Source organism: Thermolongibacillus altinsuensis (assembly GCF_004341205.1).
In the GTDB taxonomy this organism is placed as follows: Bacteria; Bacillota; Bacilli; order Bacillales; family Anoxybacillaceae; genus Thermolongibacillus; species Thermolongibacillus altinsuensis.
Genome location: NZ_SLUL01000005.1, coordinates 71,081 through 84,623, shown reverse-complemented (window position 1 = coordinate 84,623; position 13,543 = coordinate 71,081). Strand labels below are relative to the sequence as shown.

The window sequence follows — 13,543 nt, the reverse complement described above, 5'->3', positions numbered from 1 at the left end:
TATGTATCCCATAGTCCACTCTGCATTCGTAACGGGAATGACGCGCCAATGCCTACTGTTATTTCAGCATGGAACTCCGGGGTGATCTTCGTTCTTTCGCTTATGCCGAGCTCCCACCATCCTCGACTCGCTAAAATAAGCTGATGAAAGAACTACTGTCCCCTTCATCGTCTTTTCCATGTTTAACTGTACTCGTTATTATATGTGATGAAAACGCTCTTCGTCAAGATTCGCTCATTTCTTTTACCGCTTCATTGTCAAGTTTATCTTCATCGTCAAGTTTATAATCTAGCAAATGATCCCAATCATCGTTATTCAGCATATCAAGTTGCGCTTCGATTAACATTTTGAAGCGATTGCGGAACACTTTTGCTTGCCGTTTCAATTCTTCAACTTCCATTGCGATTTTTCGCGTTTTCGCCAACGCTTCGCTAATGATGCGATCCGCGTTTTTTTCCGCTTCTTTAATGATTAATTTCGCTTCTTTTTGCGCATTTCGCTTTACTTCTTCCGCTGTTTCTTGCGCAATTAAAATCGATTTATTTAACGTTTCTTCAATATTCGTAAAATAGTTTAGCTTTTCAGTTAACTCCTTCACTTTTTCTTCTAGCTGCTTTTTCTCGCGAATGACCATTTCATAGTCTTTAATGACTTGATCCAAAAATTCGTTAACTTCATCCTCATCATATCCGCGAAACCCCCTGCTAAATTCTTTATTATGGATATCTAACGGTGTTAACGGCATGTGCGCACCTCCATCTATATAGATTCAAGTTGAGTTTCCGACATATCTTTCTCATCACGATAGAAGACCTCTTTTCTGCCATAGGCGGCAAGATTTTTCTTGCCGCCCCGACATGCTAGAAGCATGCCGATTCCGAACGTAAAACGCATAACAGACAAATTTATTTGTCTGATGGCGTTTTCGTTCGGAGAAGTGGCAGAAAAGATTGTTCATGTCGGAAAATTAAGCTTATCATATATAGTATCATCTCACTATTTATTCGACATATTTCGTCTAAATCCTTCCTTTATTTTGCTTTTCCAACGGTAATTCGCCATTTTTCTTTTTTTGTTTTCCCATCGATCGATTGAAGTTTGCAACGACCATATCCGCGCAATGAAAGCACATCGCCTTCCCGGCATTCAAAATGAGCTTGTTCAACAATTTTCCAGTTCACTTTTGCTAATCCGTTTTCAATGAGCGTTTGAACGCTTTGACGAGAAAGGCGAAAGCATTGAGCTAATATGACATCAAGCCGCAATGACGATACCGTTAGCGTGTCCTCATCCCATTGTTCTTCGATGAGAAGAATATTAGACAACGGTTCTTCTTGCAACGTAACCGTTGCTTTTCCAATTGCCGTCAAATGCATGCGCACAAAAGGAGAAATTTCTTCGGCAACAACAAATTGAACCGTTTCATCTTGAATGAGAATATCGCCAAATTTTTCACGCTTCACTCCAAGCGCCATCAACGCGCCAAGCACTTGCCGATGTTCAATCGTAAAAAATTTGGTTGGATATCGAACGGAAAACAACGTTAGTCGGAAATCTTCTTGTTCTGGTTGAAAGTAATTCGGATAGAGAAGGGCGCGTTTGCGTTCGACAAACGGTGAACCACCAAAAAAAGAAACGTGCACGTCATCATGATGACCAATGATGGAACGAATAATTTCTTGCTCTCGCGGATCAAGAAAATCGGTCAATTTCGGACAATATTGCGTCTCGACCAATCTTTTCCATTCAAAAACTTGATCGATAAATCGATGTTCTTCTTTGCGGAAATGTTGATAAAGGTCCATTGCTCACTCCCGAACAGCTACACTAAATTTAACATGTTAAATAGCGCATATAAACCGTTTGTTGCAAAACGCAATACAAGCAAAGCAACAATCGGTGAAATATCAATCATGCCGATTGGGGGAATAAAACGGCGAAACGGCTCTAAATACGGTTCACAAATGTTGGCGAGAAACTGCCCAACTTTTGTATCACGCGCATTCGGAAACCACGACATTAAAATGTAAACAATAATCGCATACGAGTAAAATTCAATTAACGTTGCTAAAAAATTTAATAATCCATACATGTCACTTACCACCTCTTAAATGTTGGCTCTTCGTCAGAAACACTAGAAATCGACCCCGTCACGTCAACGTTGTCAGGAGTACATAGAAAAATTTTCGTTCCTACTTGTTGAATATCTCCCCCAATCGCATAGACCGTTCCGCTCAGAAAATCGACGATTCGCTTCGCTTGATCGTGTTCAATGCGCTGCAAATTAACGACGACCGCACGACGATTTTTTAAATGATCGGCAATTTCCTGTGCTTCAGCATATGCACGCGGTTCGAATAAAACGAGCTTCGATGATTTTTGAACGCTTTGCAAACTGACAATATTTTGCTTTTGTTGACTTTTTTGATTTTGTTCCGTTACTTCTTCTTGCTCCTCTTCATATTCTTCCATTTCATCCCATTCTTCATCAAGAAAGAAACTGCGAAATTTTTTAACAAATCCCATTCTAATCACCTCCTAATTGTCATGACCGACAAGCGATGTTCCTAAACGAATGAAGGTTGCTCCTTCTTCAATCGCGATCACATAATCGTTCGACATCCCCATTGACAGTTCTCGGCAAGGGGCATGCGCCATATGTAACGACTGCACTTTTTCCTTCAGTTCACGCAACGTTCGAAAACAACGGCGAATGGTTGCTTCATCATCCGTATAGGGAGCCATTGTCATCAAGCCGATGATTTGAATACGGGAAAACTGCGCCAATTGCTCGATAAATGGCAATACGTCTTCTGGAGCAATTCCATGCTTCGATTGCTCGCCAGAAACATTCACTTGAACAAAACATTTAACAACTTTATTAGCTCGCTTTTCAATTTCTTTTGCGAGCGAAAGACGATCAAGTGAATGAATATAATCAACATGATGAATAATGTTTTTCACTTTTCTTGATTGTAATGTTCCGATAAAATGCCATGTCGCCTCGTTTCCAATCGCTTCATATTTTCGTAAAAATCCGTCATCCCGATTTTCACCGAGATGGGTAATGCCCGCTTGAAGCGCTTCTTTCGCGCGCTCAATGCTGACATATTTCGTAACGGCAATGATTTGCACTTCAGCAGGATTTCGACCAATGCGCGCACACGTGTTTTCAATATTTTCTTGAATCATTGCCAAATTTTCTTTTACCGACATGTTTTCACCCTCCTGCCGATGAATGCCATCATTCGTCCCGTTTTCCCACGATCGCGACGGTGCGAGAAAAACAAGCGCTGTTCACAACTTGTACAGTAATCAGAAACGAGGATATTCTGCTCAGGCACTCCCGCCTGCTGCAGAAGTTGCTTATTCAATGCCTTTAAATTTAGTGCATATTGCCCTTCACTCGTTTCATTATAAAGAGAAACAGTTGGATTTTCTAGCGCCTTTTGTACGAATTCAATGACGCGATCATCAACAATATAACAACAAGAACCGATGGAAGGACCGATGGCAACATAAATATCAGAAGGATGAACTCCTTCTTGATCCGTCCATAGTCGAATCATTTCCCCCGCAATGTTTTGAACTGTCCCTTTCCATCCCGCATGGGCAACGCCAATCAAATTTTGTTTAGGAGCAAAAAAGTAAAGGGGAACACAGTCAGCGAAACAAAGCGCTAATAAAAGATTTTCTTCGCTTGTATACAATCCATCCGCTTGCGCCACAGCTGTCTCATATGAAAAAACACCTTTCCCACCATCAAGTGTTGTGACTTTCTCAATTCGTTTTCCATGCACTTGATCGGCACAAACCCACCGCTCAAGAGGAATCGCCAATTGCTCTGCTACCTTTTTTCTATTTAAATAAACACGGTGAGGATCGTCTTTTACATGCAAGCCAAGATTTAATGATGCAAAAGGACCATCGCTGAAGCCCCCGTTTTTCGTCGTAAACCCGACAATCAGCTCAGATGATAATTGATTCCAATCGTTTAAAACAAAAAATTCATCTTGCTTCAGTCGAAAAATATCACTCATGATCGACATCCTTTGTAGAATTTTATCACTTTTTTTCCTATTTTATCACAGTTTCATGATGACGTGATACGAAATTATTGTTCATCTTCATGAAGACGGACAAGAATGACATCTGTCCCCACTTTCACAATATGATTCCACGGAATGATCGTCTCATCTGCTCGACCGAACAATCCAAATACTTTTCCAGTTCCCAAAATAATGATCGACTCAATTTGTCCCGTTGCTAAGTTAATATCGATATCCCCAATATTCCCTAATTTTTTGCCATTCGCCACGTTCACAACATCTTTTGTTTGAAAATCAGAAATTTTCACCATGTTAACCCCTCTTTTCCTTTTTATTTCTACTATATGTTTGGTAAAAATAAAATAAGCTGTTCATGATGAACAGCTTATTAAAATTGCTTATTAAAATTGAATATTTTTATTCATCTGTTTAATTGCTGCTTTTTCTAAACGAGAAACTTGTGCTTGAGAAATGCCGATTTCTTCAGCGACTTCCATTTGTGTTTTACCTTGAAAAAATCGTTTCCGAATGATCATTTTTTCTCGCTCATTTAAGCGACGCAGTCCTTCTTTTAAAGCAATTTCCTCAATCCACTGATTGTCTCGGTTTCGTTCATCGCTCAACTGATCCATCACATAAATCGGATCGCCGCCATCATTGTAAATTGGTTCAAATAAAGAAACAGGATCTTGAATCGCATCTAAAGCAAAAACAATTTCTTCGTGGGAAACGCCAAGAATTTGAGCAATTTCTTCAGCAGTCGGTTCTTTTGCAGTTTCGCTCATCAATTTTTCGCGAACTTGTAACGCCTTATAAGCAATATCACGCAAAGAACGCGACACACGAATCGGATTATTATCACGTAAATACCGACGAATTTCACCAATAATCATCGGTACAGCATACGTAGAAAATTTTACATTTTGACCCAAATCAAAATTGTCAATGGACTTCATCAAACCGATGCATCCTACTTGAAATAAATCGTCTACATACTCACCTCGATTGTTGAAGCGTTGAATCACGCTTAACACAAGGCGTAAATTACCGTTCACTAACTTTTCGCGAGCGGATAAATCCCCTGCTTGCATTTGTTTAAAAAGTTCTCTCATTTCTTCGTTTTTTAGTACCGGAAGTTTAGATGTATCAACGCCGCAAATTTCAACTTTATTTCTTGTCACGTCTTTCCCTCCTAACAGGAGATGCTGTCAAATTTCAGTATCTCCTTAGGTGGGAAAAATATGCACATTCACTGCTACATCATTTTATTAAACTCCTTTCGCAATCGTTTAATAATTCGCTTTTCTAAGCGGGAAATATACGATTGAGAAATGCCTAACAAATCAGCAACGTCCTTTTGTGTTTTCTCCTCGCCTCCCGTCAATCCAAAACGCAACTCCATTATTTGTTTTTCGCGCTCGTTCAGTTGATGAAGAGCATTGAATAAAAGCTTGCGATCGATGTTCGCCTCAAGATCTTTTGTAATAATGTCATCCTCCGTTCCTAATACGTCCGATAACAGCAGCTCATTTCCATCCCAGTCAATGTTCAACGGCTCATCAAATGACACTTCTGAACGCACTTTATTATTTCGCCGCAAATACATTAAAATTTCGTTTTCGATACATCGCGAAGCATACGTAGCCAACTTGATTTTCTTTTCAGGGTTAAACGTATTGACTGCTTTAATTAGACCGATCGTCCCGATGCTAATTAAATCTTCAATGTTAATTCCTGTATTTTCAAATTTACGGGCAATGTAAACAACAAGGCGAAGATTTCGTTCAATAAGCAGCGAACGCGCCGTTTCATCTCCCTTTGGAAGCTTTTGCAGCAATAATTCTTCCTCTTCTTTTGTCAACGGTGGCGGAAGCGCTTCGCTTCCTCCGATATAATAAATTTCATCCGCCTTAATGCCTAGCTTGGCTAATAATTTGTACCACATGTAAATAAGTCGCAATTTTAACGTTTTCATAGAAACCTCCTTCTATTTTTGAAAAAGTGGCCGTATGATATATATAGATTCAAGTTGAGTTTCCGACATATCTCATCATGAATAGAAGACCGCTTTTCTGCCATAGGCGGCAAGATTTTTCTTGCCGCCCCGGCATGCTTCTAGCATGCCGATCCCGAACGTAAAACGCATGGCATTTCTGATGGCGTTTTCGTTCGGGGAAGTGGCAGAAAAGCTTGTTCATGTCGGAAAATTAGGTTTATTACATATAGTAACTATGAAGCTTTTGTCATGATTAAATGCGGATGGACAATACAGTTGTACTCACCATCTGTTGATAACGACATCGTATTTAAACCAACCAGAACTTTTTTTACTTTGATCCATTCATTTTCATAAAAAAGCTGAACAAGATCCGGTTTAACAGCGACTAAAAATTGTTGCTCTTTTCCAATCGCACGATACGGAATCAATCGAATGCGAGGAAGCCATAAATCATCATGTTGAGATAAAAAATCATTGCGGCGGATCATCATTTGAATGATCGATTGTGGCAGAATATGTTTAACTGCGTTTAACTCAACAATCATGACAGGGGTTTTCGTAAGCGGATCCAATAATTGATTCCCGCTATCAATCAACCCTTTTAAATGAATCGTTTCTTCAAAAAACGTTACCGTTACATCGATGATCTGTTCAAAGCGAAGCTTTTTTTCGCGAATGGCTGCCATTTGTGCACGGGATAGCATCCATAAAATAGGAAAAGAAATAAGAACAAAAAGCCAGCTAATCGGATGGCCGAAACCTGTGGAATATGTAGCAAAAACCGAATGATTGATCGTGATTTCGCGTTGAAAAAAATAATGAAAAGCCAACATCCCGCCACCCATCACAAAAGTCGAAAAATAAAAAGCTAACAAGTTCTCAAAAAAGAAACGAAATCGATGAAATCCAAAAGCGATCACCACCATAAAAAATGAAACAAATAGTTTTACAATCGGATGAGAAGCATAAAATGAAAATGGGGAAAGAAGCAATAAAACAAGCAATGAACCGAATAAGGAAGCCATCAGCATTCTCCAAACAACGATTTTTCGTTTAAGCATTAACGCCGTCAACCATAATAGCAACACATCAAAACAGACATTCAATAACCAAACGACATCGGCATAAATCAGCAATAATTCCCCCTTTATCACAAACAGCATGTATCCATTTTCTGAAATTAGTATATAGTACATCCCGATGGAAAGTCTGTCAAATGATGGCGTCATTTTTTAAGAGATTTTGTCAAAAAATAAAAAAGGCTCAAGAGGATAGAGCCTCTTGAGCCTTTTTTATTAACGTCGACGATTACGATTGCGTAAAAACGCTGGGATGTCGAGCGGATCTTCCGTTTGTTGACCGCGAATTGGCGGATAATCGATGATCTCATCTCTTTTTTCGCGTTTTACTCCTACGGTTGGTTTTGATGCAGTGCTCAAACCGCTGCGAATCGATTTCGCTTGATTTAGTTCTTCGTTAAATCCTGTCGCAATGACAGTGACAACAATTTCATCTTTTAAATTTTCATTAATGACCGAACCAAAAATCATATTGACGTCTTGGTCTGCTGCCGAAGCTACAATATCGGCTGCTTCTTGCACTTCGTATAAGCTCAAGTTCGTACCGCCTGTAATGTTCATCAACACACCTTGTGCCCCATCGATCGAAGTTTCGAGAAGAGGGCTGGAAATCGCTTTTTTCGCAGCTTCTGCCGCACGATTTTCTCCTGTCGCAATCCCGATTCCCATTAAAGCGGAACCTTTATTGGACATAATCGTTTTTACATCGGCAAAGTCTAAGTTAATTAAACCAGGGACAGCAATTAAATCCGAAATTCCTTGCACCCCTTGTCGAAGCACGTTGTCGGCTTCACGGAACGCCTCAAGCATTGGCGTATTTTTGTCAACAATCTCCAACAAGCGATCGTTCGGAATGACGATTAACGTATCCACTGCTTCTTTCATCGCTGCAATTCCGCTTGCAGCTTGTGTTGCACGTTTTCGTCCTTCAAATGTGAACGGACGAGTGACGACTCCGACTGTGAGCGCTCCTAAATCACGCGCAATTTGTGCAATAACAGGAGCGGCTCCTGTCCCTGTTCCGCCACCCATACCAGCAGTGACGAAAACCATATCTGCTCCTTTTAATGCTTCTTCAATTTGTTCTTTGCTTTCTTCTGCCGCTTTTTTTCCAACTTCAGGATTTGCTCCCGCTCCTAAGCCTCGCGTCAATTTAGCGCCAATTTGTAACTTAATTGGTGCTTTTGATAAGTTTAACGCTTGAGCGTCCGTGTTAACAGCGATAAACTCTACCCCTTGGACGCCGTGCTCAATCATGCGGTTTACGGCATTGTTTCCGCCGCCGCCGACACCTATTACCTTAATTGTGGCTAACTGATCAACAGTAGTGTCAAACTCCAACATGACATAATCCTCCTAGCAATTCAAATTGTACGTCATACTATTCAAAAAAATAACCAAAGAATTTTTTTACTTTGTATCCGAAATTTTCTTCCGTTTTTGCTTTTGGCTGCTTTACCTTTTGTTTTTGTGCTGCTTTTTGCACTTTTCTCTCATGTGTAAAATCGTTTATAGAAGCGAAAGTTGGAATATTCCTTCCTTGTAATTTTGCGTTTTTATAGGCAAATTGAATTAAGCCTACACCTGTTGTGTACTGCGGGTCGCGAACACCAATATAATCAGGCATAGCGACGCGAACAGTATTTTCAAGAACCGTTTGCGCCAATTCTAAAACGCCTGGCATGTTGGTTACTCCCCCAGTGAGAACATATCCTCCGGGCAGGTCACGAAAACCCCGTTTTCGTATTTCATATTGAGCCATTTGCAAAATTTCTTCCATTCTTGCTTCGATAATGTCGGCAATTTCTAATTGACTAAATTGTTGATGTTGATCTGTTCCGATGACCGGAACGCTGAACACTTCCTCTTCTGAAGCAAGATCATAAAAGGCATGTCCGTGTTTCACTTTAATTTTTTCGGCATCTTCCGTTGAGGTGCGCAACCCGATTGATAAATCTTTTGTAATATGCTCACCGCCAACAGGCAATACTGCGGTTGTCTGTAAAAATCCTTGTTCAAAAACAGCAATCGTCGTTGATCCACCGCCGATATCAATAAGGGCCACCCCTAAATTTTTTTCATCTTTTGATAAAGCGATGGAAGCCGCTGCAAGCGGTTGTAAACAAATATCAGCAATCTCCAATCCTGCGCGTTCCACGCAGCGAAGAACGTTATGTAAAACCGTTTTTGAAGCAGTAATCATCGTCCCTTCCATTTCTAAACGCACACCAAGCATTCCTCGTGGATCATTGATTCCATCCAATCCATCGACAATAAATTGCTTTGGAATGACATCGATGATTTCGCGTTCAGGTGGAATGGAAACAACTTGTGCGGCTTCAATGACGCGAGCAACATCATCATTGCTAATTTCCCGATTTTCGCTTGACACGGCGACAATCCCATGGCAGTCCTGTAACTGAATGTGATTTCCGTTCACTCCGACAATAACGCGATTGATCTTGATCCCGACCATTCGCTCCGCTTGTTCAACCGCCTTTTTAATTGAGTGAACCGTTTCATCTATATCAACAATCGAACCTTTTTTCAATCCTTGTGATTTGACATTTCCAACACCAATGATATTTAAAGTCTCATTCATCATTTCTCCAATAATGACCTTAACACTGGATGTACCGATGTCAAGACTTACAAAAAATTCATTGCTGTTCACTCTCTGGCACCTCCTTTTCCCAAATGAACGATGCTATGTACATTCGCAAATGCGTTTTAGACTATATTCCACATTTGAACAGCATTCCCTTTTTTAAAAACGATTTTTTTGCATTTTTTGGCGTCTTTCCATCCACTTTGTTAACAAAATTCGGCGAATCACAGCAATATTTTGAAATAGCCGCACCCCAAAAGCAAACACAGCTGCTAAATACAAGTCTACACCAAGATGGACACCGAGAAAAGCTAAACTTGCAGCTAAAATAATATTGAAAAAAAATCCGGACACAAATACTTGCTCATCATAAATATTTTGCAAATGAGCACGAATGCCCCCGATCAGCGTATCAAATGCCGCTAAAACGGCAATTGATAAGTAGTTCGAATATTCATCAGGAACGCGCCAATCGGTAAGCAATCCTAAAATAATACCGATGAGCAAGCCAAGTAATGGAAGCCACATCTTTTTATCCTCCTTTTTCCTGAACCGCTTCCATATGTTCAATTCGTAACGAACCGTCATAAGGAGGAATCACTACTCTATGCAGCGGTTCAGAAACGATCAGTTGCAAATTTTCAGCAACAAAGTCTTCCATAAGCGTCGATGCCTTTAAACGGTTATACAACTTCTCATCATCTTTCGCGATCACTTTAATTTCAAATGGAAACGAGTTAATTGGATAACCATCTATTTTTGTAACTCCATTAATATCGCGAATCACCGTTGTGTTAACGATCCGCTGATTCGCAATCGAAATTTCTTCAGCGCCATACATGTTCAATTCGTTCACTAAACGCTTTAACAATTCAGGGGACACCGTTTCAACAATCGGTCCAACATATGTTTCATCATAAAGCGGTTGAACGTTCAACACAATCCCTGAACCAACGACTTCCGTCAAACCGGCTTCTTTTTTTAATTCATCTAATGTTCGCCGGAGAACAGCCCCCTTGCTATCCGACCGTTTTTGTTCGTAGCTTTCAAGCGCGTCTTCATATTTACGAATTTCATTTAACAGTTGAGCATGAAGTTCTTGCTCCTTTTTTAAATCTTCGCGCAACTCCCACATATCGCGCGTATCGCGAACGACAGGTTGCTGGGTCGTCCGAAACTGAATAGCAAGCATAAATCCGATGATCATCGCAACAAGCGTAAAATGTAATTTTTTTTGATTAAACAACCGAAATCACCAAACTTTCAAGGCCTTTAATTTTTGCCAAGAAGAGGATCTAATATAAGTTCTGGCTTCTCTGTAATTTTGACAACAATATGATCGTTCACCAATTGATCTTTGACGCCACCCGCTATCGTCAAAGCAGGAATAAGTATATTCGGATCCCCAATTGCACTAATCACAAAAGGAGCGGGATGCTGGGTACCGTCAATTTCAATGACGGGTCCGTTGCAAACAATATAAGAACGATGGGAAAGCCTTTGCCCATTTACCGCAATCGCTGAAGCGCCAGCAATGAGCAATTCATTAATAACTTTAAAAACATGTTGTTCATGAACGATATAGTTTGTTGCATTCGCTTCAGACGGGATATAAGAAGCATCAGAAAGCGTGACTTCCACTCCTTTTCCTTTTACGCTCACCTTTCCAAGATACATGCGCAATTTTTCCGCGTCTTCAACAAGATTAAAATAGATTCGTCGTTCATCAGCTAATTCTTTTTCAATTTCGCGCACTTTTTGTTGTTTGGCAAACAGCTGTTGCTGAAGTTTCCGATTTTCTTTTTGCTGCTCAATCAATAGTTTACGGTATTCGTATTCTTTTTGCCATTGCCTATCGGTCCATTTCCGTTCGGATGTTTCTTTTTTTGTAAATTGATAGGAAAACGAAATCATAAAACCAAGTATTAAACAAACAAAAGAGAGAATGACATGCCTACCTCTTACTTTCATCGCTGTCATCCCCTTGTTCAGACGATTCATACGGCTCAAAATAAGTGCTCATCTCTAAATGAAGTACCCCTTTACGATTTGGATCTAAGTGACTGACAATCGAAGGATATAATGCGATCTTTTCGGCAAAGTTTCGCACAGTCGCGCTCACTTCTAACCCGTCATTCATATAGACAGTAATGTGAAAACGGTCAGAGGAACGTGGCGTATGATGAATTTCGGATATGAGGTTTAGGATGCTATCTGGCAATTTGGCAAGCTGTGCAGCCATTTCTTGAATTTCTTCTCCTTTTTTCCACCCTATTAAAATAGGAGCATCGCTTGGAATGATTGGTTCTTTCGTTGCGGTTAATACTTGTCCGTTTTCTAAAATCGGCAAAAATTTTTGCTTATCCAAAACGTAAGCAATTCGTTTTCTCTCTGCTACCGTGATCACCATTTTGTTTGGAAATCTCTTTTGAACACGAACTTCTTTTATTTCTGGATGTTTGCTAATTTTTTTTTCAATGTCCTCATTTTTCACTTTCCACAAGCTTGTCTCTTTCGTCAATCCGCTTAGCTGAACGATTTGTTGATCCGTAAGATGTTTATTTCCACGCACTTCGATTTTAGAAACGTTGCTTAATGGCGATTGAAAATAAATGATACATAAAATAAGCATAAAAAACAGGGCTATGTAACCGATGAGAAGACGATTGGCCCTTTGTCTTCGCTGCTCTTTTAATTTTGGCACTCGCTCCTCAAGAACAACGACTTTTCCTTTTTTCATGTATTCTCACCCCAGTCGAGGGAACAATCAAAATAACAATAAAACTAACGGCACATAAACAGGCCGTTAGTCAAAAACACGGACGCTACATAAAAGCATCCCTATATAGCATTATAGCACGAAATAGAAAAAAATAGGATGGGGCAAATGAATTACTTTCGACCGACGATTTCTACTTCTGTTTCCATTTCAATTCCATATAAATCGTAAATGGTTTTTTTGACGTGATCAATCAAATCTAAAACATCTTGTGCAGTAGCGCCTCCTGCATTGACAATAAAATTGGCGTGTTGCTCTGAGATTTTTGCTCCTCCGATGGTATATCCTTTTAATCCTGCTGTTTCAATCAACTTTCCAGCGTAATGAGGTAAAGGATTACGGAAAATGCTCCCCGCACACGGATAATTCCAAGGCTGTGTTTCGCGGCGATAATCTTTATTTTTTTGCATAGCAGCGACGATTGCTTCCCGATCTCCTTGTTTTAAATGCAACACAGCGGCAATACAAATTCCTTTTCGCTTTTTTTGCAATACGGACGTACGGTACGAAAATTCCATCTGCTCATTGGTCAACCATTCGATCGTTCCGTCTTCGAATAAAATTTGTGCTTTTTTTACAATGCGAGACATATCAGAGCCATGAGCCCCTGCGTTCATATAAACAGCACCGCCGACCGTGCCCGGAATCCCTCCGGCAAATTCAAGCCCAGACAGTCCTTGTTTACTAATCACTGTTGCCAGTTTAATTAAAGAATATCCTCCTCCAACTGTCACTTCTGTTCCATTGACAACTAAATCCGCTAATCCTTCTCCGAGCTTAATGACAACCCCCTCGATCCCGCGATCAGAAACAAGCAAGTTTGAACCGCGTCCGATGACGCGCCATGGAGCACCATGTTTCTTTACAATTTCCATCGTCTTTTTTAAACTTGCAACATCTTTCGGTTCGACGAACAAATCAGCAGGACCGCCAATTTTAATCGTTGTATGATGTGCTAACGGTTCATTTTCTTTCACTTTTCCAACATCAGCAAGCAACAATTCATCACGCAACGCTTTCATGAAATAC

General features: G+C 40.2%; 19 protein-coding genes and 1 other annotated feature (1 of these 20 only partly in view). Of the genes, 2 read left to right on the top strand and 17 right to left on the bottom strand.

Annotation, left to right across the window (positions count from 1 at the left end):
• Window positions 1-177 (bottom strand) — a binding site (T-box leader); it reaches 40 nt to the left of the window's first position.
• A gap of 46 nt (window positions 178-223) precedes the next feature.
• Window positions 224-745 (bottom strand): DivIVA domain-containing protein, encoded by a 522-nt coding sequence (locus EDD69_RS06075; protein WP_132948069.1) that lies wholly within the window; start codon window positions 743-745, stop codon window positions 224-226.
• A gap of 99 nt (window positions 746-844) precedes the next feature.
• Here EDD69_RS06075 and EDD69_RS06070 point away from each other — a divergent pair, with 99 nt between their 5' ends.
• Window positions 845-1,054 (top strand): hypothetical protein, encoded by a 210-nt coding sequence (locus EDD69_RS06070; protein WP_132948068.1) that lies wholly within the window; start codon window positions 845-847, stop codon window positions 1,052-1,054.
• Here EDD69_RS06070 and EDD69_RS06065 read toward each other — a convergent pair.
• The 8 genes from EDD69_RS06065 to sigE all read right to left on the bottom strand — a co-directional run bounded on the left by EDD69_RS06065 (window position 1,032) and on the right by sigE (window position 6,024).
• Complete coding sequence (locus EDD69_RS06065; RefSeq protein ID WP_132948067.1) at window positions 1,032-1,805, bottom strand: YlmH family RNA-binding protein; 774 nt, start codon at window positions 1,803-1,805, stop codon at window positions 1,032-1,034. The two genes, EDD69_RS06070 and EDD69_RS06065, sit on opposite strands and share 23 nt — an antisense overlap.
• Window positions 1,806-1,822: 17 nt before the next feature.
• Window positions 1,823-2,092, bottom strand: coding sequence for a YggT family protein (locus tag EDD69_RS06060; protein ID WP_132948066.1), 270 nt, complete (start codon window positions 2,090-2,092; stop codon window positions 1,823-1,825).
• A 5-nt stretch (window positions 2,093-2,097) separates the two neighbouring features.
• Window positions 2,098-2,526, bottom strand: coding sequence for a cell division protein SepF (locus tag EDD69_RS06055; RefSeq protein ID WP_132948065.1), 429 nt, complete (start codon window positions 2,524-2,526; stop codon window positions 2,098-2,100).
• Window positions 2,527-2,538: 12 nt separating this feature from the next.
• Window positions 2,539-3,216 (bottom strand): YggS family pyridoxal phosphate-dependent enzyme, encoded by a 678-nt coding sequence (locus EDD69_RS06050; RefSeq protein WP_132948064.1) that lies wholly within the window; start codon window positions 3,214-3,216, stop codon window positions 2,539-2,541.
• The gene (gene pgeF / locus EDD69_RS06045) at window positions 3,207-4,040 is read right to left on the bottom strand and encodes a peptidoglycan editing factor PgeF (RefSeq protein WP_132948063.1); all 834 of its coding nucleotides are present in this window, start codon (window positions 4,038-4,040) and stop codon (window positions 3,207-3,209) included. Before pgeF ends, EDD69_RS06050 begins: the two co-directional genes overlap by 10 nt.
• 74 nt (window positions 4,041-4,114) lie before the next feature.
• A complete protein-coding gene (locus EDD69_RS06040) occupies window positions 4,115-4,360 on the bottom strand; it encodes a YlmC/YmxH family sporulation protein (RefSeq protein WP_132948062.1) in 246 nt (81 codons plus the stop codon).
• A gap of 90 nt (window positions 4,361-4,450) precedes the next feature.
• Window positions 4,451-5,230, bottom strand: a complete 780-nt coding sequence (sigG, locus tag EDD69_RS06035; RefSeq protein WP_132948061.1) for an RNA polymerase sporulation sigma factor SigG — start codon at window positions 5,228-5,230, stop codon at window positions 4,451-4,453.
• Between the two features lie 74 nt (window positions 5,231-5,304).
• Window positions 5,305-6,024 (bottom strand): RNA polymerase sporulation sigma factor SigE, encoded by a 720-nt coding sequence (sigE, locus tag EDD69_RS06030; RefSeq protein ID WP_132948060.1) that lies wholly within the window; start codon window positions 6,022-6,024, stop codon window positions 5,305-5,307.
• A 121-nt stretch (window positions 6,025-6,145) separates the two neighbouring features.
• Here sigE and EDD69_RS15280 point away from each other — a divergent pair, with 121 nt between their 5' ends.
• Complete coding sequence (locus EDD69_RS15280) at window positions 6,146-6,298, top strand: hypothetical protein (protein ID WP_165871736.1); 153 nt, start codon at window positions 6,146-6,148, stop codon at window positions 6,296-6,298.
• On the opposite strand, the gene spoIIGA is transcribed toward EDD69_RS15280, so the two are convergent.
• The 8 genes from spoIIGA to murB all read right to left on the bottom strand — a co-directional run bounded on the left by spoIIGA (window position 6,279) and on the right by murB (window position 13,536).
• Window positions 6,279-7,184, bottom strand: a complete 906-nt coding sequence (spoIIGA, locus tag EDD69_RS06025) for a sigma-E processing peptidase SpoIIGA (protein WP_132948059.1) — start codon at window positions 7,182-7,184, stop codon at window positions 6,279-6,281. The two genes, EDD69_RS15280 and spoIIGA, sit on opposite strands and share 20 nt — an antisense overlap.
• A 159-nt stretch (window positions 7,185-7,343) precedes the next feature.
• Window positions 7,344-8,471 (bottom strand): cell division protein FtsZ, encoded by a 1,128-nt coding sequence (gene ftsZ, locus EDD69_RS06020; protein WP_132948058.1) that lies wholly within the window; start codon window positions 8,469-8,471, stop codon window positions 7,344-7,346.
• Between the two features lie 37 nt (window positions 8,472-8,508).
• Entirely contained in the window at window positions 8,509-9,801 is a 1,293-nt protein-coding gene (ftsA, locus tag EDD69_RS06015; protein ID WP_132948057.1) for a cell division protein FtsA, read from the bottom strand.
• Window positions 9,802-9,894: 93 nt separating this feature from the next.
• Complete coding sequence (locus EDD69_RS06010) at window positions 9,895-10,263, bottom strand: small basic family protein (protein WP_132948056.1); 369 nt, start codon at window positions 10,261-10,263, stop codon at window positions 9,895-9,897.
• A gap of 4 nt (window positions 10,264-10,267) precedes the next feature.
• Window positions 10,268-10,942: a DUF881 domain-containing protein gene (locus EDD69_RS06005; protein ID WP_424565339.1), complete on the bottom strand. Its 675-nt coding sequence runs from the start codon at window positions 10,940-10,942 to the stop codon at window positions 10,268-10,270.
• Window positions 10,943-11,007: 65 nt separating this feature from the next.
• Window positions 11,008-11,706, bottom strand: a complete 699-nt coding sequence (locus EDD69_RS06000) for a DUF881 domain-containing protein (protein ID WP_132948054.1) — start codon at window positions 11,704-11,706, stop codon at window positions 11,008-11,010.
• Window positions 11,690-12,475 (bottom strand): cell division protein FtsQ/DivIB, encoded by a 786-nt coding sequence (locus tag EDD69_RS05995; protein ID WP_132948053.1) that lies wholly within the window; start codon window positions 12,473-12,475, stop codon window positions 11,690-11,692. The genes EDD69_RS06000 and EDD69_RS05995 overlap by 17 nt, the downstream gene beginning before the upstream one ends.
• Window positions 12,476-12,627: 152 nt before the next feature.
• Complete coding sequence (gene murB / locus EDD69_RS05990; protein ID WP_132948052.1) at window positions 12,628-13,536, bottom strand: UDP-N-acetylmuramate dehydrogenase; 909 nt, start codon at window positions 13,534-13,536, stop codon at window positions 12,628-12,630.
• Between the last annotated feature and the right edge of the window lie 7 nt (window positions 13,537-13,543).

What these genes read in the sequence shown, in the direction of transcription:
- EDD69_RS06075 (WP_132948069.1), bottom strand. Translation starts at nt 745, where the DNA reads ATGCCGTTAACACCGTTAGATATCCATAATAAAGAATTTAGCAGGGGG.
- EDD69_RS06065 (WP_132948067.1), bottom strand. Translation starts at nt 1,805, where the DNA reads ATGGACCTTTATCAACATTTCCGCAAAGAAGAACATCGATTTATCGAT.
- EDD69_RS06060 (WP_132948066.1), bottom strand. Translation starts at nt 2,092, where the DNA reads ATGTATGGATTATTAAATTTTTTAGCAACGTTAATTGAATTTTACTCG.
- EDD69_RS06055 (WP_132948065.1), bottom strand. Translation starts at nt 2,526, where the DNA reads ATGGGATTTGTTAAAAAATTTCGCAGTTTCTTTCTTGATGAAGAATGG.
- EDD69_RS06050 (WP_132948064.1), bottom strand. Translation starts at nt 3,216, where the DNA reads ATGTCGGTAAAAGAAAATTTGGCAATGATTCAAGAAAATATTGAAAAC.
- pgeF (WP_132948063.1), bottom strand. Translation starts at nt 4,040, where the DNA reads ATGAGTGATATTTTTCGACTGAAGCAAGATGAATTTTTTGTTTTAAAC.
- EDD69_RS06040 (WP_132948062.1), bottom strand. Translation starts at nt 4,360, where the DNA reads ATGGTGAAAATTTCTGATTTTCAAACAAAAGATGTTGTGAACGTGGCG.
- sigE (WP_132948060.1), bottom strand. Translation starts at nt 6,024, where the DNA reads ATGAAAACGTTAAAATTGCGACTTATTTACATGTGGTACAAATTATTA.
- ftsZ (WP_132948058.1), bottom strand. Translation starts at nt 8,471, where the DNA reads ATGTTGGAGTTTGACACTACTGTTGATCAGTTAGCCACAATTAAGGTA.
- EDD69_RS06010 (WP_132948056.1), bottom strand. Translation starts at nt 10,263, where the DNA reads ATGTGGCTTCCATTACTTGGCTTGCTCATCGGTATTATTTTAGGATTG.
- EDD69_RS06005 (WP_424565339.1), bottom strand. Translation starts at nt 10,942, where the DNA reads ATGATCATCGGATTTATGCTTGCTATTCAGTTTCGGACGACCCAGCAA.
- EDD69_RS06000 (WP_132948054.1), bottom strand. Translation starts at nt 11,706, where the DNA reads ATGAAAGTAAGAGGTAGGCATGTCATTCTCTCTTTTGTTTGTTTAATA.
- EDD69_RS05995 (WP_132948053.1), bottom strand. Translation starts at nt 12,475, where the DNA reads ATGAAAAAAGGAAAAGTCGTTGTTCTTGAGGAGCGAGTGCCAAAATTA.
- murB (WP_132948052.1), bottom strand. Translation starts at nt 13,536, where the DNA reads ATGAAAGCGTTGCGTGATGAATTGTTGCTTGCTGATGTTGGAAAAGTG.